The organism is Staphylococcus sp. HMSC034C12 (assembly GCF_001835895.1).
Lineage (GTDB): Bacteria > Bacillota > Bacilli > Staphylococcales > Staphylococcaceae > Staphylococcus > Staphylococcus hominis.
In genome coordinates this window covers 26,838-45,660 of the sequence record NZ_KV826330.1, presented here as the reverse complement: position 1 = coordinate 45,660, position 18,823 = coordinate 26,838, and the positions used below count along the sequence as shown (strand labels likewise).

The window sequence follows — 18,823 nt, the reverse complement described above, 5'->3', positions numbered from 1 at the left end:
TAAAATAAGGATAAATTTAAAAATTAAGGGTGAATAAATCAATGGCAAAAACTTATATTTTTGGACATCAAAATCCGGATACAGATGCAATATCTTCAGCTATTATCATGGCTGATTTTGAACAACAAACTGGAAATTCTGAAGCAACTCCTTATCGCTTAGGTGAAGTGAGTGCTGAAACAAAATATGCATTAGATCATTTTAAAGTTGATGCACCAACTTTATTAAATGATGATTTAGAAGGTCAAGACGTTATCTTAGTTGACCACAATGAATTCCAACAAAGTGCTGAAACTATTGCTAAAGCGAATATTGTGAATGTCGTAGATCATCATAGAATTGCGAACTTTGAAACAGCAGGTCCTTTATACTATCGTGCAGAACCTGTAGGTTGTACTGCTACAATTCTTTATAAAATGTATAAAGAACGTAACTTTAAGATTAAACCTGAAATTGCTGGATTAATGATTTCAGCTATTATTTCAGATAGTTTATTATTTAAATCTCCAACATGTACTGAAGAAGATGTAAATGCTGCTAAAGCATTAAAAGACATTGCTAATGTCGATTTAGATGAATATGGTTTAGAAATGTTGAAAGCAGGTGCTTCAACAACTGATAAATCTGCTGAAGAGTTATTAAATATGGATGCTAAATCATTTAATATGGGAGATTATGTTACTCGTATTGCTCAAGTCAATACTGTAGATATTGATGAAGTCTTAAATCGTAAAGATGAATTGGAAAAAGCAATGTTAGAAACAAGTGCAAACGAAAAATATGATTTATTTGTATTAGTTGTCACTGATATTATTAACAGTGATTCTAAAATTTTAGTTGTCGGAGCTGAAAAGGATAAAGTTGGTCAAGCCTTCAATGTTCAATTAGATGATGGTATGGCTTTCTTATCAGGTGTAGTTTCTCGTAAAAAACAAGTTGTACCTCAAATCACTGAAATTTTAACTAAATAATTCATATTTTAATTCATATATAATAAGGCTGAGATAGTAGGTTACTTAACTCTCAGCCTTTTTTTAATTTATTTTAATCATTCATTCAAATGTTTTAACCTTGGATACATTTAACTAAAATTATATAGTCAATCACACCTATAACGGTATTGGGATTGACTGTACAGGAGGTACTACAATTGAATTTAATAGAAAAACAATTTCAAGAAAGTAAACAGTTTTTTAAAACACATCAAACTAAAGATATCAAATTTCGTAAACAACAATTAAAACTATTAAGTAAAAGTATTAAAGACCATGAAACAGAATTATTAGAGTCGTTAAAAATAGACTTAGGGAAAGGTTCAGTAGAAGCGTATGCTACTGAAATTGGTATACTTTTAAAAAGTATAAAAACAGCTCGTAAAGAATTAAAAAACTGGGCTAAAACTAAGCAAGTAGATACACCCCTATTTATGTTTCCATCAAAGAGTTATATTAAGCCTGAGCCTTATGGGACAATATTAATTATCGGTCCCTTTAATTATCCTGTACAACTTTTATTCGAACCTCTTATTGGTGCTATAGCAGCTGGTAATAACGCCATCATTAAACCTTCTGAACTTACTCCTCATGTTGCACAAGTAGTGCGAAAAGTGATTGAGGATGTATTTACAAGCGATTTTGTAGCTGTCGTTGAAGGTGGCGTTGAAGAAACTCAAACATTAATCAATCTTCCATTTGATTATATATTCTTTACTGGTAGCGAAAATGTAGGTCGAATTGTTTACGAAGCAGCAAGTAAAAATTTAGTTCCTGTCACACTTGAACTTGGTGGTAAATCACCAGTGATTGTAGATGAAACTGCTAATATTAAAGTAGCAAGTGATCGCATTAGCTTCGGTAAATTCACCAATGCTGGTCAAACTTGTGTAGCACCAGATTATATTTTAGTGAATAGAAAAGTTAAAAATGAATTAATTCAAGCATTTAAACAATCTATTGAAGAATTCTATGGCAAAAATATTCAAAATAGCCCTGATTTTGGACGTATTGTTAATACAAAACATTTCAATCGACTTTCTGAATTATTAGCAATACATCGTAATGAAGTGATTTTTGGTGGGCATACGGATGAAAATGAACAATATATCGAACCTACAATTTTAGACGGCATTACCCCACAATCTAAAATTATGGAAGAAGAAATTTTTGGTCCATTATTACCCATCATCGTCTACGATGATTTTAATGAAGCGATAGATATTATTCAAAGCAAATCTAAACCTCTAAGCTTATATTTATTTAGTGAAGATGAAAATACAACGAACTGTGTGCTAGAAGAATTGTCATTTGGTGGCGGTGCAATCAATGACACTTTAATGCATTTAGCTAACCCAAATTTACCTTTTGGTGGCGTAGGTGCTTCAGGAATTGGCGAATATCATGGCAAATATTCATTTGATACATTTAGTCATATGAAATCATATATTTTTAAATCTACTCGACTAGATTCGAGTATTATCTATCCCCCTTATAAAGGTAAATTCAAATATATTAGAACATTTTTCAAAAACTTATAAAAAAATCCCTATAATGGCTCACTTTACAAGTGTTTACATTATAGGGATATTTTTTATCTATAACAATGAATTCAAGAAATCAACAAATACACCTTCAGGTGCGGTATACTGATTGTCAGTAGCAATCAACATACCACTATTTGTATCACGTCTAAATACTGTTAACGCGTAATTTCCTTCTTGATGTGCACATACAAGGTATTCATCTGACTCAGTAATATTAAAATCTCTTGGAAATTCTCCCCCGCTTTTTACTATTTCAACTGGGTTAATTCCTTTTCCATCATCAACTACTGTAAATATCGCTATACTATCATGTCCACGATTACTAATATATAAATTTTGTTCATCATGAGATAGTCTCACAGCTGCTAATTTAGTTTCTCCAGTGAAATCTTCAGGAATCGTTAAATGACGTTCAATTTCTTCAAATTTTCCATCATGATATTGTACAACGCTTACTCTATTAGATAACTCATGAACAACATACGCGTATGTCCCATTATTATGGAATTCAATATGACGCGGTCCATCTTCAGCATGGAATTTTGATACTGCATGTTCTTTAAACCCTTCAACTCCGAATGTATATGTTACAATTTTATCTGCACCTAAATCAGTCACAGCTACATATTTATGGTCAGGGGTTTCTCTAATAAAATGAATATGATTATGATCTTGACGCTCATGTGTTCCAGTTGGATAACTATGTTCTAACTCTTCAATTAATTTTACCACTTCGCCTGTCTCTGGATTAAGTTGATATATACGTGCTATTCCAGCAGTATAAACCGCTTCGAATAAGAAGTTATGATCACTAGAAACAGAAATATAACACCCTGTTCCATTCTCTGAAGCTAAACATTTATTAATGAGTGTAAGCTGTCCATTCTCGTCTTTTTTAAATGCAGCCACACCACATGCTTCATTCTCTTTAGTAATTGCATACAAAAATTGTTCAGTTTGAGCAAGATAAGTCGATGCTTCGATATCATATCCTGTATCTACTGATTGTATTTCTCCATTATCTTCATTAAGTTCGAATATATAAATACCCTTACCTTCTTTTTTTGTATAAGACCCCACATAACCTTTGGTTGTCATTTTAATACCTCCATTATATTCAATATTATTAACATTTATACTAGCCAATTGTATTTATTTAAGAGTAATAAAAAAAACCAGTAACTTCAAATGAAATTACTGGTATATGGTACATCGTTGCATTAAGCATTATTGCTTTCAATATCAGATACGATTTCTTTTGTTTTTCTTTCGATATCTTCAAAGTCTTTTTTGAAAATAAAGCCAAATACTACTACTACTACACCAACAACTAGTGTTGTAATAGCTGTAAAGCTTAATAAGAATTTAAATAAACCTTTAATGAAATCCCACATTTATGTTTCACCCCTGTACTTAAAATAAATACGTTTACATTAAATCATTTTAACATAGTTAACGTTATGATTAAATACATACCTTTTTATATATTATTTCAAACCTAAAATTAAAGATTTTTAAAAAATCAAATATTTTTCTTTATTTATAATGAATGACATTTGTCTTATTTACACAGTGAATTACTATCATATATAAATAAACATTATAAGACTTTAAATTTAATATAAATTATTGTTCAATATAAATAATAAAACAAATGATAGGAGGATTTTTCATGCAAGAAGTTAAGTCAGATATTATGACCTTTCGCGGATCACATTTTGATTTAGGTATCAAAACTGCTCAGTGGTTAAAACAGACGCCCTTACTAGACAATAGAGAACGTGAATGGAAGAAGCGTATACCTCGTTTTGACATTGATGTTAATGAAACATATAGCATTTTCCAAACGTATGCACCAGAAATCTGGGAAGAATTATTAGGAATGCAAGAGATATTAAATTTACCGACTAAACAAATGATTTTAAATTTCGGTCACTATCGTTTTACTGATTTAAATGAAAGTGGATGTACAGTTTTTCAAGGTAAAGATTATATGGTTCGTAATTATGACTATCATCCTGCTACATATGATGGCAGATATCTTCTTTATCAACCAAATGATGGTGGACTCGCGCAAATAGGACCAACCTCTAGAGTAACTGGTCGTATGGATGGTATGAATGAAGCAGGTCTTGTGATGGGATATAATTTTATGCACCGTAAGCATCCTGCAAATGGATTTGTATGTTATATGGTAGGACGACTTGTCTTAGAATATTGTAAAGATGTAAAAGAAGCAATTCAATTTCTAAAAGAGTTACCCCATAGAAGTTCATTTAGTTATATTTTAATGGATAAGCATTTAAATCATGCAATTGTTGAAATTACGCCACGCTCATTTGATGTTAGATATGATAAAGTTTGTACTAATCACTTTGAAATATTAACACATGAAAATCGTAACTATACCAAAGAATCTAAAGAACGTCTTGCTCGCACAATTAGTCAAACTTCAGAAGATATAGATAAATATACTGCGTTTAAACTTTTTAATGATCCTAAATATAATATTTATAGTAAGTTATTTAAAAGTTGGTCAGGAACGATTCATACATCAATGTATGAACCTAAGCATTTAAAAGCTTGGATGACATTAGGTGAGAATAGACCCCCTCTATCTATCGACTTTCAATCATGGTTAGAGGGTCATGAACTTGATTTAATAGAATTTACTGGAAAGCTAGATACTGATTTAACATTTGCTACGTATTAATAAAAAAAGATTAGATAAACGTTTTAAAATTTAATTAATCAACGTTTTGTCTAATCTTTTTCATCCTATTTAATATTTATATCACCTTTAACGTTATAACACTCTATAATATTATAACTATTACCTACTTTGCTATCTTTAAAATAAGGATTCTTAATGTTATTGTCACCCATTCCTGGATGTAGTTTTAACAAGGTGTCTTTAGGCTTGGTTTTATAATCAATGTTTATATCACCTTTTTTACTTGAGCTCTTCATATCAATTTGACTTGGCATGTTTTTAAAGTCAAGCTTTCCTTCATTTGTAATGAACAATCCATTTTTCAAGGTACAATGATTAACCACAATATTAGAATTTATTACTTTAAATTGACTATTTTTTATATCACTATTTTTTATATTAATTGTGCCATGATCACTATAATAATCAATACGATCAAGTTTAGCTTCTTTGATATTTAAATTTTCTCCGTCTTTTCTAATTCTAGCTTTTTTGATATCTATGTTATTAATATTTAATTTTCCTAATTTAGCATCAATATTTAATTGTTTTAATTTATCAGGTGGAATGGTTATATGTATGTTGAACTTGCTTCTTTTAAAAGGGTTTAAATTAAAGCTATATCCTCTTTTAGAAGAACGTGATTCTTTTACATTTAAGCTGTCTTTTTGAGTGTTCACTTTTATACTATTGTCCCCATAATATTTCACTCTAAATGAAGAACCTTGAGTAATAGTGATATCAGAACTATAACTATCTATATTCAATTTAGAGATAGATGATTGATGAAACGTTTCATTATATTTCAGTCGTTTATAGATATCTTTATCATGAACAAACCATACTAACGTGGCTGCTAGAAAAAAAACAACAAATATAACTAATCCACTTATTGTTAATTTTTTCATCACTGGATTCTTCCTTTAATTATTTTTATATACCATGATAAATATTTTAAAACAAGTTTATATAAATTCTGAACAATTTTTATTATTGCAACGAACACTAATATACCTATACCAGCATAAGAAATACTATAAAGAAAATTACTTAAAGAGTCAGGAGTACCTTTAAGAATACTAATAATAATTAATAAGATAGGTAAACAAATAAGCACAATTGAAATGACGAAAACAAAGGCTAGAAATATTAAGAATATTATAATTGGGATAACAATTAAGAAGAAAGAAATAACGCCCAAACTTAATGATGCCATAATAGCTTTTACAATATTACGAAAGTTAGGTGTAACTTTAGCATGTGAAATTGCTTCTTTAGCTTTTATTTCTTTTCCAATAGTATAAGGATTTTTCAAATCATCTAATATTTGAGCATCTGTCTTGCCTTTTGTTTCTTGATTATAAAAGATATCTTCATATTCATTCATTACTTTATCTTTTTCTTTACGTGGTAAATCATCAAGTTCCGTTTCCAGTTCATTCAAAAAAGTAATTTTATCCATTTCTCTTTCACATACTTTCTTAAAACATAAATTTATTTTTATTAACTATCAACGACTAAAGAATTCAATTCGCTTAACAATATTATCTTTATATAAAATTGATAATTTCATGTGATGATCTTTATCAAGATACACTAAAGCATCATAACCTTTACCTACCTTATCTTTGTCATAGTTATAACCTAGATTATCTATAACAGCATCGATTGGGTCACCTATATGAACATCAAAATTTGTGTTAACAAAAGTATCTTTAACTAAGATAATTCCTTTAATTTTGTGATGTTTTTTCTTGACTTTTATTGTTAAATTTTTATATTTATTATGATTATAAAAAACATACCTATCTAATTTCACATGCTTATTTAAACTATATTCTGAGTTATCAAACGTTTCATTAAGCTTTAAATGATTAATTTCTACATCACTTAAATCAACCGTTTTTTCATTTTTATAAATTGTCAATCCTAGTACAACTAATAAAGAAATGACAATAAATAAAATTGAGATAACCCATCTATTTTGAATATGCAATAGGACCACCACTTATATACTTATTTTTTTTAATATATCATAACTATGATTATATTCAAAAAATATTAAAGTACCTTTCAATGCAAATAAAACTGGCGACAAAAATTGAACGTATCGTCGCCAGTTTTATTAAAAAGTTATTAATTTAAATGTCTCGTTTAGCAGCATAAAGTACATCAGCGATAAATAAAATAACAATAGATGCAATAGAAATGAACCATTGCCAATTCGTAAATTTAATACTACCTGATGATGATTTTTCTGTTAAGTAACTAAAAGGTATATATTTGAGTGATTTTTGAATATTATCACCCCATTCAGGGATTAAACCTAAAAATGGTTGTAAAAATGGTACGATAAACACTAAAAAGATACCTAATGTAAAAATGACTGCTGGTTTTTGGACAATTAAAGTAATTAAGAATAATAATAGTCCAAAAAATAGTAAGAAGATAAGATAGAACCAAATATTCGTTAGGAATTTATCTCCATTTAAATTTTTACCATCTGTAAAAGTCTGAATAACTAAAAGTGTAACATACGTGATAAGTGTAAATATGAACGAAAAAATAATAATCGAAATCGTTTTCGCTATCACATAACCTACTCTATTTTTCACTTTATTCATATAAAGTTGAATCGTTCCTTGAGAGTAGTCACGTGTAATTGTTTTAATAACAACGAGTAAACCAAAGAATAGAAACATCCAATTTGCCATTGGTAATATCATTGAATAATCGACTTTATCATTATTTTTTGCTAATAGTACAGTCATTGCTGTGATGATACCCCAGATACATATAAGCGCGATATATGTTAAATAACTTTTAAAAAAACTTAATATATCATATTTAACTAATTGTAAACTCTTCATCTAATGGTCACCTCTTTGATTAATATTAAAGTACGTATCTCGAAGCGAATTTTTACGTGTTTCAATATATTTAGGATACACATTAATATGTGCGAGCGCTTTAAGCAATGTTCGATAATCTCGTTCTGCTTTAATAAGAATTTCTCCATTTTGTTTATAAGAATGAATAACATTAAAATGTTCTTGTAAATAATTTAGCGCTTGATCAAAATCATCATTGTCCAACGTAATAGAAGTACTTTCTTCTGAACTACCATCTTTCATATTGACATCTTGAACGAAATGTCCATCTCTTAAAAAGACAGCTCTATCACAAATTAATTCGATGTCTTCTAATTTATGACTTGAAATAAGAATCTTCATATTTAATTCATTTACTAAAGATTGTATCGTTTCTAGAACATCGATTGAGCCATCTGGATCCATGCCATTGGTCGGTTCATCCAAAATAAGATATTTTGGTTTATTCATTAATGATACAGCAATCGCTAATTTTTGTTTCATACCCATTGAATATTTTTTAACTTTTTTCTTAATATAGGGACGCATACCAAAAGCATCTATAATTTTATCTGAATATGCTTTATCAAATCCTTGACCAAGCACCTGAGCAAAGAGTCTTAAATTATAAAGCCCCGTTTTATTATCATAAAGTTTTGGATGTTCAATGAGATAGCCAATATTTTCATCATCTTTTAAATTAACTTTACCTTTGTAATTAATAATATTTCCATTCATCACTTTCATCAGTGTAGTTTTACCTACACCGTTTTTACCAATGAGTCCTACAATTTTGCTATCTCCAAAATCAAAATCTATATTGTCTAAAACATTATGATTACCGTATGTTTTAGTAATATTTTCTAATTTCATAAAAGTCCTCCTTTTTTCTAGCGACGATTAATACGTGCTATTTGAATAAAATAATTTATAACTAGCCAAATCACACTTATAATAACTAATCCAATACTTAAATATTTATTAAATACATTTGGATCAAGTGCATTATGAAAGATAAATAAATTAATAGTCAAAAAGATAAATGCAATTGCCATCGGTATAGCAAGTACCATTAAAATAATATAAACAGTGTAAGAAATATATTCTCTTTTTCTTTCTGTACTTTTACTAAAGGCAATAGGAATGCTAAATAAATTTACACTTAAAAATGAAAGTGCTGTTGAATAACGCAACTCATTTACCTGAATATTTGTTGATTGAAAATTATATAATCCAATAATCAATGTTCCTAAAATCGTTAATATAATACATGTCAGATAATTTGCATTAAGCAATTCTTTCTTAGTTATTGGTAAACTTTCATAAAAAAGATACGCCTCTTTTCCACCTAACCGTCTATGTACTCTAAATAATTGTCCTGAATCTAAAATGCTTATAATCATTAATGTAATGGCAAGTGGAGTATATACAACGAAACCATAGCTTGTTTTTGAAAAAAATAGAGTATAAATAGGATTAATAACAATAAGCACTAAATAAATGATAAGTGTCCAACGTCTTAACTTAAAATTTCTTATTATTAGTTGCTTCATGCCATCAACCCATTTCTATTTTGAGTTTCAACATCATTAGTTTCTTTCATTTTCTCAAGGTAAATCATTAATTCTTCAATCGTTGGATGTTTTATTTCAACTTGTTTTCCAAATAGTTCCTTAAATGCTTGACCATGTTTTGTAAAACCAACATAACCTGTATGCTTTTCTTCTTTATATAAAAGGAGTTGATTTAATTCATCATCTAAATCTTTGTTATCACCTTTTACGATAAAATATTTCTCTTTTATATCATCACAATAGCCTTCAAGTACAAGATTGCCTGTTTTTATATATACAAGATAGTCTGCTATTTTTTCTAAGTCTGAAATAATATGAGTCGAAATAAAAACCGTTTTATTTTCATCTATTAATTCTTGCTGCAATATTTCTAGAACTTCATTTCTTACAATTGGATCTAAACCTGCTGTTGGTTCATCCAATATAAATAACTCAGCGTGGTGACTTAAAGCAATGGCTAAAGATAACTTCATTTTCATTCCACTAGAGAAATGCTTAATTTTAAGATGACTTGGTATATTGAATCGCTCTAAATACTGATGGAATATATGACTATCCCACTTAGAATAGAAAGGAGAAATCATATTTTCTAGTTTTTTTATATTCCATTGTTGGTTGAAATACATTTCTGAGTAAACAAAACCAATTTTATTTTTGATCCATTTTGCCGACTCTTTCATTTGTCGTCCTAAGATTTTAATTTCTCCAGTATTAGGTTCAAGCAAATCCATCATTAATCGAATCATTGTTGTCTTGCCAGCACCATTACTTCCAATAAAGCCCGTAACAAATCCTTGAGGAATACTGAATGAAAGATCTTTGATTTGGAAAGTTTTAGTATTATAACTTACGTGCTTAACTTCAATCGCTTTCATTCATCTTCCTCCTCGTAAATTAAAGCTAAAACTTCATTTAATTCTTTTAGAGGCATACCAATTGTTTTTGCTTCTTTTACCATGGAACGTGCAAGATGTTCAATTACAAAAAATTGTTTTTCTTTTAAAATTGAACTGTCTTGTTCTTTTACGAATGTTCCTTTACCTCTTATTGTTGTGACAAATCCTTCTTTTTCTAAATCTTCATAGGCACGCTTTGTTGTAATTAAACTGACTTGCAAATCTTTCGCTAGTTCTCTCATAGATGGTAAGTGACTTCCAGCTTCAACGTAACCTTTTAATATATTTTCTTTAATTTGTTGTTTAATTTGTTCATAAATGGGCTGTTCACTGGTGTTTTTTAGAATAACTTTCATTTATGTCCCCCTTTTCAACTGTATATAAATAATATATACAGTATATACAGATTTGTAAAGTGAAATAATAAAAATAAGATAAAATCAGTATTCTTAAGACATAAGTTGTATATACACTATAAACATAGTTAAACAAAAAAACTATGATACAGTATTACAGTGGTAATTGCATCATAGTTTTCATATGTTACTTTTTATTTTTACGTCTGTCATTGCTACGATTAATAAATGCACATATCATAAACATAATGGCAGCCAATAATAACTTTATACCTTGACTTTCATGTCCAGTGGCTTGTAGATAATATCCAATGACAAACAAAACAATAGCTAAACCTACAAAAATTTTTGTTAGGTGTTTCATCATTTTTAGTCACCTCATTATGATAATTATATCAAATTTTTTATTTTATATGCATTAATCATTTATTTAATTAAAATTGAATTGTATATGCTCTATGTTAAGATAGTGTTATATCCACAAATTACATTACACACCCCTTAACTTGCCACATCAAGTTAAGGGGTTTTTGTGTAAGGCCATCTTATTTATTTTTCCACTTAGTTTCTAACCAAACTCGAAATATAATAAGCATACTCCCTGTTATAAGTGTGACTAAACCTTCTAATAACCACGACATTACACTACACCTCCACAAAGTAAAGTGTCATATCTCATGATGACCTATATATATTTTAACACACAAACAGAACATATGTTCCGTTTGTGAATAAAACACTTCTCTGATTTATTTTTTATTAGAAAACTTTATATTTTGTTTAATTCAAGATAATATATAATGTGAATAACAATTTAAAGCGAGGTTATGAAAATGCATCCTTTAGCACAACATTTAAACGATCAACTAGTCGATGACAGTCCTGAAATATTAAGCATGTTATCGAGATTAGGTCAATCTATGTTTTATCCCAAAGGTATTCTGTCTCAGTCTGCAGAAGCCAAATCAACAAAATACAATGCAACAATTGGTATGGCAACTAATGATAAAGGAAAAATGTATGCAGACACATTATTTGATGTCTACAATCATCTTTCTCCGGATGAGATTTTCCCATATGCTCCGCCACAAGGAATTGAAACTTTAAGAGATTTATGGCAACAAAAAATGTTAAAAGAAAATCCTAGTTTAAAAGCTTCATCTATAAGCCGTCCAATCGTGACGAATGCATTAACACATGGTTTATCTTTAGTTGCTGACTTATTTGTAAATGATGAAGATACAATTTTATTACCAACACATAACTGGGGAAACTATAAACTTATTTTTAATACAAGACATAATGCAAATATTGAAACTTATGCTATTTTCGATCAAGATGGACATTATACAACAAATTCACTTGTATCTACTTTAGATAATTTTAAACAAGATAAAGCAATTATTATCTTAAATTATCCTAATAATCCAACAGGCTATACACCTACTCAAGAAGAAGTTCATACAATTGTCTCAGCAATTGAACGCTTAGCAGAAAAAGGAACTAAGGTGATTACAGTCGTAGATGATGCATACTATGGTTTATTTTATGAAGATGTCTATACACAATCTAATTTTACTGCAATTACTCAATTAGATTCAAAAAACATTCTACCGATACGCCTTGACGGTGCAACTAAAGAATTTTTTGCTTGGGGTTTACGTGTTGGCTTCCTTACATTTGGATTAAATAATCAAAAAGCTAAAGACGTATTAGAGGCTAAAGTTAAAGGATTAATTAGAAGTAATATTTCAAGTGGAGCAATGCCTTCTCAAAGTGCAATTAAATATATACTAGAGAACCATGAACAATTTGATAAAGAAATACAAGCTAATGTAAAAACACTACAAGAGCGTTATGAAGTAACAAAAGAAGTAGTTTATGATGAAAAATATAAACAACATTGGCAAGCATATGATTTTAACTCTGGATACTTTATGGCACTTAAAGTAATCGGTGTTAACCCTGAAGAACTTCGTGTTCATTTAATCGATAAATACTCAATTGGTATTATTGCACTTAATGATACAGATATTCGTATTGCTTTTAGTTGTGTTGAAAAAAACGATATTCCACATGTTTTTGATTCTATTGCTAAAGCAATTGATGACTTAAAATAACATAAAAGTATAATAGCGAGAGACCTAACCAGGAAGGCTCTCGCTATTTTTTAATGACTTGTAATAAAATCTAATAATTTAAACATTACTTCTTTATTCTCTTTTGGTACTTCTTGGTTAAGAATCTGTTCTGACGTTTGATTTAATACGGAATCAACCGCGTATGAAGCATCATTCATGACAATCTCTTTTATATCATGAGCATCTGGTTCAAAATGAAATTGTAATCCAATAATAATATTATTCAAAATAAATCCTTGATTTTTTAAATATTGACTTGAAAATAATAATTGTGCATTTTTAGGTATATAAAATGTTTCTTCATGCCAATGTAATGCCATCAATTCTTTTGGAATATTAGGAATGATGGATGACTCAAGATAAACTTTATTCCAACCGACTTCTTTTACTGGAGATTTTCCTACAGTATATCCTAGTGCTTTAGTAATTTGTTGAGCGCCAAAACATATACCAAATATTGGCTTATTTTGCTGTATTAAATTGCGAATTAATTCTCTTTCTTCAAAAATCCATTTATCCTCATTATTAGGACTCATGGGTCCTCCTAAAATAATAAGTAAATCTGTTTCTTTAACATTGGGAATGATACCGCCATTAAAATAAGGATGATAAATATATAATTCATGGTGATGCTCGGTAGCCCAATCTCTGATAACTCCAGGACCTTCATTAGGGGTATGTTGTAAAATATTAATCCTCATTGTTGATTCTCCTTTAAAAGTCAATGTTTATTTATATCTTTGATATCATTATACTTCGAAACACTTAAAATAAATATCATAAAAATTATATAATTTTTATATTTAAAAACTTTTATAAGCACTCCAATATATAAAAAGAATCTAAGACAATCATTTTTTGCCCTAGACTCCAATATAAAACTCATACTTTTCTATTTCCTATTAAGTCACTATAGTATTTAATAGGGTTCATTCCATCTTTCCATGTAGTATAAATCAGTGTTCCACCTTGTTTTTTGAATTTTTCATTACTAGCACCACGTTCAAATGAAGACGCTAGTTCAATATTCATATTAGGATTAACATTTAATAAATTTGCATACTATTTAGCCCACATATCACCTTTAACTGGATCATTTTGAATTAACTAATCAATATTTCAGTACAGATTCACTCTATAATCAAAACCGTCAGAAAATTAAATAACAACATAAATATAAAAAGCAAGAATTCTTTTATCACTATATTAATCTATATTATTATTTTGATTATTAAATTTAGCATTTTTATTTATTATCTTTTTCTTTTTTTCAATTTGTATATTAAATAAAATTGTTGAAAATCAAAAGATGTAAAATTTCGACAAGTTTTATGTAAAAAATATTTAAATTATATTTAAAGATATCAGTAAAGCTAAACAAATAATTAAAGAATATGTCCATTTTTTTAATATAAAAAACTAACATTAAAAATGGCTGATTTTGCATAAAACAAAACCAACCATATCTTTTAATTATTTACTTGTCTATTTGACAAAGCACACTTCAAAATGAACTTATCAGTCTTTTTATTATATTTCCTAAATTTCTATAACTAAATTATGACCAGTAAAAACACAAAACATTGATATATCAACATTTATAGGCGTTTTTACATCATACCTGGCATACCGCCCATTGCAGCATTATCATTACTTTCAGGCTCTGGGATATTTGCAACTACCGCTTCAGTAGTTAAGAACATTGCAGCAACACTTGCAGCGTGTTGTAAAGCTGAACGTGTTACCTTAGTAGGATCTACAATACCTTCTTCAAGCATATTCACCCACTCGTTTGTAGCAGCATTGAATCCGACACCTGCATCAGCATGTTTAAGTCTTTCAACAATAACTGAACCTTCTAATCCAGCATTTTCAGCAATTTGACGTACTGGTGCTGATAAAGCTTTAAGTACAATATTAACACCTGTCGCAACATCGCCTTCTGCTTCTATTTTTTCAACTTTATTATAGATATTAACTAATGCTGTACCGCCACCTGCAACAATACCTTCTTCAACTGCAGCGCGTGTAGAATTTAACGCATCTTCAATACGTAATTTACGTTCTTTTAATTCTGTTTCAGAAGCAGCACCTACTTTTATCACTGCTACGCCACCAGCTAATTTAGCAAGACGTTCTTGTAATTTTTCTCTATCAAAGTCTGAATCAGTTTCTTCAATTTGTGCTTTGATTTGACTTACACGTGCATCAATACTGTTATCGTCTCCATCACCATCAACAACAGTTGTATTATCTTTTGTTACTTCTACTTTATTTGCAGTACCTAACATATCAATAGAAGCATCTTTTAATTCTAATCCTAAATCATCTGTAATCACTGTTGCACCAGTCAATATTGCTAAATCTTCTAACATTGCTTTACGACGATCACCAAAGCCAGGTGCTTTAACAGCTACAGCAGTGAAAGTACCTCTCATGCGGTTTAATACAATATTTGTTAATGCATCACCTTCGACTTCATCTGCCACAATTAAGATTGGTCGACTTGATTGAACAACTTGTTCTAATAAAGGTAGTATATCTTGGAATGATGAAATTTTCTTATCTGTAACTAAAATATATGGTCTTTCTAATTCCGCAATCATTTTATCAGAATCTGTTACCATATATGGAGATTGATAACCTCTATCAAATTGCATACCTTCTACAACTTCTAGTTCCGTATCAAGTCCATTAGATTCTTCAATTGTAATAACACCGTCATTACCTACTTTGTCCATTGCTTCAGAAATATATTTACCAATTTCTTCATCAGCAGCAGAAATTGCACCTACTTGTGCGATTTCATTTTTATTTTCAACTTTTTGAGAAATATCATGTAATGCTTCAACTGCTACTCTGACTGCTTTATCAATGCCTTCACGTAAACCAACTGGATTTGCACCACTTGTTACGTTTTTCAAACCTTCTTGAATCATTGCTTGTGCTAATACTGTAGCAGTTGTAGTACCATCACCAGCAATTTCATTTGTTTTATTTGCTACTTCTTGAACTAATTTAGCACCCATATTTTCATATGGATCTTCTAATTCAATTTCTTTGGCAATTGTTACACCATCGTTTGTAATTAAAGGTGCAACATATTCTTTATCTAATACAACATTTCGACCTTTAGGACCAATTGTTACTTTAACAGCGTTTGCTAGTTTATCCACACCACGTAACATCGCTTGTCGAGCATCTTCTGAAAATTTAAGATCTTTAGCCATCTATACGACCTCCATTAATATTAATCATTTTTTTGACAATTTTTATATAGTTATTTTTACTTTTCTATAATTGCTAATATATCTTCTACATTTAAAATTAAATAAGTTTCTTCTCCACGTTTAATCTCTGATCCAGCGTATTCTTGAAATACTACTGAATCACCTTCTTTTACTTCGGGAGCAACTGTCTCACCATTATCAAGAAGACGTCCGCTGCCTACCGCAACTACAACACCTTCGTTAGATTTTTCTTTTGCGCTATCAGTTAAAACGATTCCACTTTTAGTTGTTTCTTCTTGTTCTTTTCTTTCGATAATCACACGGTTTCCTAATGGTTTAAGCATGATTGTTCCTCCTTAGCAGGGTCTATTTAGCACTTTAATATAATGAGTGCTAACCTAATTTTTATAATAATCAAATTTGGTCAATATTTCAAGTAAAAACATTCTCTTACTTTTGTACATCTGAGTTTTTTACGATAAAATAAGAATTATTGATATTTAATCTGGAGGTTTCAAATGGCAAGAATTTGGGTGGCAATACTAACATTATTTATATACGCTTTAGCACAATTTTTACCCTTAGTTCTAGCACAGACGCCTATATTTAAACGTTTATCAGGTATGGCTTTAGCTAGGGCTGGAGTGTATACTCAAGTTATCTTATTTATACTTGCAGCAATTTTAATCATCTTTCTTCATTTCAAAATTAAGAATCCTACAAACTTAGAGCAAGAACATAAAGAATCAAAACGTTATATTATCCCATGGGCTGTACTTGGCTTTTTCATAGTTATGTTATATCAAGTTATTGTAGGTGTGATTAACATATGGATTTTCGGTCAACCACAACAAAGTCCAAATACTCAACGAATAATGGCTGTAGCAAAACAACTCCCTATTTTTATTATATTAATTTCTGTTGTAGGCCCTATTTTAGAAGAATATGTATTTAGAAAAGTGTTCTTTGGTGAACTATATGATCGAATTAAAGGAAATAGAATCATTGCCTTCTTAATTGCTTCTATCGTAAGTTCTTTACTTTTTGCATTAGCTCATAATGATATTAAATTTATTCTTATTTATTTTGGTATGGGGATGATACTTTCATTAGCTTATACTTTAACAAAACGAATTTCTGTTCCGATACTTATTCATATGTTTCAAAATGGCTTCGTTGTAGTAATGCAAATTTTCCTTGGCGATTCATTAAATCATTTAAAACAACAAACTCAATTTATTATTCATTTGTGTAACTAGCACATAATTTATCTTAATAAATAAAAGCATCGAATGCTCTAGACATTTGATGCTTTTACTTTTTTTTTTAACTTTTGATATACATAAATTATCATTACAGTGGAAGATATTAAAATTAAAGTAGGAATCAGTATCATATTCAAAGTTTTTATATATGATTTTGATTCTGTTTTTTTATGAGGAGAAGTAATGACTTTTGTATGTTCTTCTACTTCATACTTATGAATTGTTTTTGGCTTTTTTAAATCAGGCATAGAGCCAATGTCACTTGTAATTAATGATAAAACTTGCTCATCTAAATTTTTATAATATTCTTTAGCATTAAGTGGATTAAAATATTGAAATCTAAAGTATTGAGAATCCTCTTGTAATATATTTAGATTTTGATTATCAAATTTTTGTTTCGTAATTAAACGATTAAAATCTTTATTTGTTATTTTTTCACTATTATCATCTAAATGATTAACCTTATTAATAATATATGGGTTGTACTTATAAGCACCCTTTGCATATTGATTAAACCTATTTAAGATATTTTCTGAAAATCTTGACTCTATTTGATATATACTTGGATAAGTGGATTCTTTTCTTCTATCACTTTGAAAATATAGATTATTTTGCTTTAAATGTGTTGGTTCAAAGTTATTATGATTGTTTTCAACTAGTTGTCGTGAAAACAATTGGTTAAACATTGTTTTTGAAACACTATTTTGAGACTTACCCTTTTGATAATTAGTGTTTGAGTAAACATTGGATGAAGTATTATCGTTATATGGTTGTATGATTTGATTTTGTTTCGACTTCATTGATTTAGACCTTACATTTTGATGTTCTTCTTGCTTAAAAATAGTCGAATCATCATTTTTACTTTTTTGTGTTGTTTTATATTTATTATGATTTTTTTCTTTAGAAGATGACGTGTTATTTTTATGGATATGTTCTATTCCACTCTTTTGTTGATTCTTATCATTAACTTTTTCTTTTTTTGGTTCTTCTATGCTATCAGTTTCTTTGTTCGTTTCATGTGCTTTCTCTGTTTTTGGTTCTTTAGGGTTATTAGTTTCGTCACTTTCTTCTTGTGATTCCTCTGCTGTTGATTCTTTTGTGCTGTTAGGCTCGTTGCCTTCTTCTTGTGATTCCTCTGCTGTTGATTCTTTTGTACTGTTAGGCTCGTTGCTTTCTTTTTGTGACTCTTCTGCTGTTGATTCTTCTGTGCTGTTAGGCTCGTTGCCTTCTTCTTGTGAT

Annotated in this window: 20 protein-coding genes and 1 pseudogene; 5 read left to right on the top strand and 16 right to left on the bottom strand. The window is 29.2% G+C overall.

Features of this window, described 5'->3' with window-relative positions:
* Nucleotides 1–41 precede the first annotated feature (41 nt).
* Together HMPREF2629_RS06355 and HMPREF2629_RS06350 are read left to right on the top strand one after the other, a co-directional pair.
* Nucleotides 42–971 carry a manganese-dependent inorganic pyrophosphatase gene (locus HMPREF2629_RS06355; RefSeq protein WP_002450056.1) on the top strand — a complete coding sequence of 310 codons (930 nt, stop codon included), beginning with the start codon at nt 42–44 and terminating at the stop codon, nt 969–971.
* A gap of 179 nt (nt 972–1,150) precedes the next feature.
* On the top strand, nt 1,151–2,533 hold the full coding sequence (locus HMPREF2629_RS06350) for an aldehyde dehydrogenase (RefSeq protein WP_019835501.1): 1,383 nt from the start codon (nt 1,151–1,153) through the stop codon (nt 2,531–2,533).
* A 57-nt stretch (nt 2,534–2,590) separates the two neighbouring features.
* Here HMPREF2629_RS06350 and HMPREF2629_RS06345 read toward each other — a convergent pair whose 3' ends face one another.
* Nucleotides 2,591–3,637: a 6-phosphogluconolactonase gene (locus HMPREF2629_RS06345; RefSeq protein WP_070813215.1), complete on the bottom strand. Its 1,047-nt coding sequence runs from the start codon at nt 3,635–3,637 to the stop codon at nt 2,591–2,593.
* Between the two features lie 122 nt (nt 3,638–3,759).
* The gene (locus HMPREF2629_RS11025) at nt 3,760–3,933 is read right to left on the bottom strand and encodes a hypothetical protein (RefSeq protein WP_093514810.1); all 174 of its coding nucleotides are present in this window, start codon (nt 3,931–3,933) and stop codon (nt 3,760–3,762) included.
* Nucleotides 3,934–4,211: 278 nt separating this feature from the next.
* Here HMPREF2629_RS11025 and HMPREF2629_RS06340 point away from each other — a divergent pair, with 278 nt between their 5' ends.
* The gene (locus HMPREF2629_RS06340) at nt 4,212–5,252 is read left to right on the top strand and encodes a C45 family autoproteolytic acyltransferase/hydrolase (protein WP_049413915.1); all 1,041 of its coding nucleotides are present in this window, start codon (nt 4,212–4,214) and stop codon (nt 5,250–5,252) included.
* A gap of 65 nt (nt 5,253–5,317) precedes the next feature.
* Here the strand turns inward: HMPREF2629_RS06340 and HMPREF2629_RS06335 are convergent, their stop codons facing one another.
* The 9 genes from HMPREF2629_RS06335 to HMPREF2629_RS06295 all read right to left on the bottom strand — a co-directional run bounded on the left by HMPREF2629_RS06335 (nt 5,318) and on the right by HMPREF2629_RS06295 (nt 11,312).
* Nucleotides 5,318–6,160 carry a DUF4097 family beta strand repeat-containing protein gene (locus tag HMPREF2629_RS06335; protein WP_019835504.1) on the bottom strand — a complete coding sequence of 281 codons (843 nt, stop codon included), beginning with the start codon at nt 6,158–6,160 and terminating at the stop codon, nt 5,318–5,320.
* Nucleotides 6,160–6,714 (bottom strand): HAAS signaling domain-containing protein, encoded by a 555-nt coding sequence (locus HMPREF2629_RS06330; RefSeq protein ID WP_017175261.1) that lies wholly within the window; start codon nt 6,712–6,714, stop codon nt 6,160–6,162. Before HMPREF2629_RS06330 ends, HMPREF2629_RS06335 begins: the two co-directional genes overlap by 1 nt.
* Before the next feature lie 48 nt (nt 6,715–6,762).
* Nucleotides 6,763–7,248 (bottom strand): hypothetical protein, encoded by a 486-nt coding sequence (locus tag HMPREF2629_RS06325; RefSeq protein WP_019835506.1) that lies wholly within the window; start codon nt 7,246–7,248, stop codon nt 6,763–6,765.
* 145 nt (nt 7,249–7,393) lie between these two features.
* Nucleotides 7,394–8,122 carry a phenol-soluble modulin export ABC transporter permease subunit PmtD gene (locus HMPREF2629_RS06320; protein WP_017175262.1) on the bottom strand — a complete coding sequence of 243 codons (729 nt, stop codon included), beginning with the start codon at nt 8,120–8,122 and terminating at the stop codon, nt 7,394–7,396.
* Nucleotides 8,123–8,995 (bottom strand): phenol-soluble modulin export ABC transporter ATP-binding protein PmtC, encoded by an 873-nt coding sequence (locus HMPREF2629_RS06315; RefSeq protein ID WP_049335685.1) that lies wholly within the window; start codon nt 8,993–8,995, stop codon nt 8,123–8,125. It lies immediately after the preceding gene.
* Nucleotides 8,996–9,012: 17 nt separating this feature from the next.
* Nucleotides 9,013–9,675 carry a phenol-soluble modulin export ABC transporter permease subunit PmtB gene (locus tag HMPREF2629_RS06310; RefSeq protein WP_070813214.1) on the bottom strand — a complete coding sequence of 221 codons (663 nt, stop codon included), beginning with the start codon at nt 9,673–9,675 and terminating at the stop codon, nt 9,013–9,015.
* Nucleotides 9,672–10,571 carry a phenol-soluble modulin export ABC transporter ATP-binding protein PmtA gene (locus HMPREF2629_RS06305; RefSeq protein ID WP_070547949.1) on the bottom strand — a complete coding sequence of 300 codons (900 nt, stop codon included), beginning with the start codon at nt 10,569–10,571 and terminating at the stop codon, nt 9,672–9,674. Before HMPREF2629_RS06305 ends, HMPREF2629_RS06310 begins: the two co-directional genes overlap by 4 nt.
* Nucleotides 10,568–10,948: a PSM export ABC transporter transcriptional regulator PmtR gene (locus HMPREF2629_RS06300; RefSeq protein ID WP_002450053.1), complete on the bottom strand. Its 381-nt coding sequence runs from the start codon at nt 10,946–10,948 to the stop codon at nt 10,568–10,570. The genes HMPREF2629_RS06305 and HMPREF2629_RS06300 overlap by 4 nt, the downstream gene beginning before the upstream one ends.
* A gap of 187 nt (nt 10,949–11,135) precedes the next feature.
* The gene (locus HMPREF2629_RS06295) at nt 11,136–11,312 is read right to left on the bottom strand and encodes an SE1626 family protein (RefSeq protein ID WP_002455099.1); all 177 of its coding nucleotides are present in this window, start codon (nt 11,310–11,312) and stop codon (nt 11,136–11,138) included.
* Between the two features lie 469 nt (nt 11,313–11,781).
* On the opposite strand from HMPREF2629_RS06295, the gene HMPREF2629_RS06290 reads away from it, so the two are divergent.
* Nucleotides 11,782–13,068 carry an aminotransferase class I/II-fold pyridoxal phosphate-dependent enzyme gene (locus HMPREF2629_RS06290; protein ID WP_070519330.1) on the top strand — a complete coding sequence of 429 codons (1,287 nt, stop codon included), beginning with the start codon at nt 11,782–11,784 and terminating at the stop codon, nt 13,066–13,068.
* Between the two features lie 50 nt (nt 13,069–13,118).
* On the opposite strand, the gene HMPREF2629_RS06285 is transcribed toward HMPREF2629_RS06290, so the two are convergent.
* The 4 genes and pseudogenes from HMPREF2629_RS06285 to groES form a co-directional block, all read right to left on the bottom strand.
* Entirely contained in the window at nt 13,119–13,790 is a 672-nt protein-coding gene (locus tag HMPREF2629_RS06285; RefSeq protein WP_054105550.1) for a type 1 glutamine amidotransferase, read from the bottom strand.
* A gap of 181 nt (nt 13,791–13,971) precedes the next feature.
* Nucleotides 13,972–14,181: pseudogene (locus HMPREF2629_RS06280) on the bottom strand (hypothetical protein); the annotation flags it as partial.
* Between the two features lie 518 nt (nt 14,182–14,699).
* On the bottom strand, nt 14,700–16,319 hold the full coding sequence (groL, locus tag HMPREF2629_RS06275; RefSeq protein ID WP_017175271.1) for a chaperonin GroEL: 1,620 nt from the start codon (nt 16,317–16,319) through the stop codon (nt 14,700–14,702).
* A gap of 56 nt (nt 16,320–16,375) precedes the next feature.
* The gene (gene groES / locus HMPREF2629_RS06270; RefSeq protein ID WP_017175272.1) at nt 16,376–16,663 is read right to left on the bottom strand and encodes a co-chaperone GroES; all 288 of its coding nucleotides are present in this window, start codon (nt 16,661–16,663) and stop codon (nt 16,376–16,378) included.
* A 174-nt stretch (nt 16,664–16,837) separates the two neighbouring features.
* Here groES and mroQ point away from each other — a divergent pair, with 174 nt between their 5' ends.
* Nucleotides 16,838–17,578, top strand: a complete 741-nt coding sequence (gene mroQ, locus HMPREF2629_RS06265) for an intramembrane glutamic endopeptidase MroQ (RefSeq protein ID WP_070519327.1) — start codon at nt 16,838–16,840, stop codon at nt 17,576–17,578.
* Nucleotides 17,579–17,616: 38 nt separating this feature from the next.
* Here the strand turns inward: mroQ and HMPREF2629_RS06260 are convergent.
* Nucleotides 17,617–18,823: SdrH family protein (locus HMPREF2629_RS06260; protein WP_070813227.1), on the bottom strand; the 1,207-nt coding region annotated here is incomplete at its 5' end.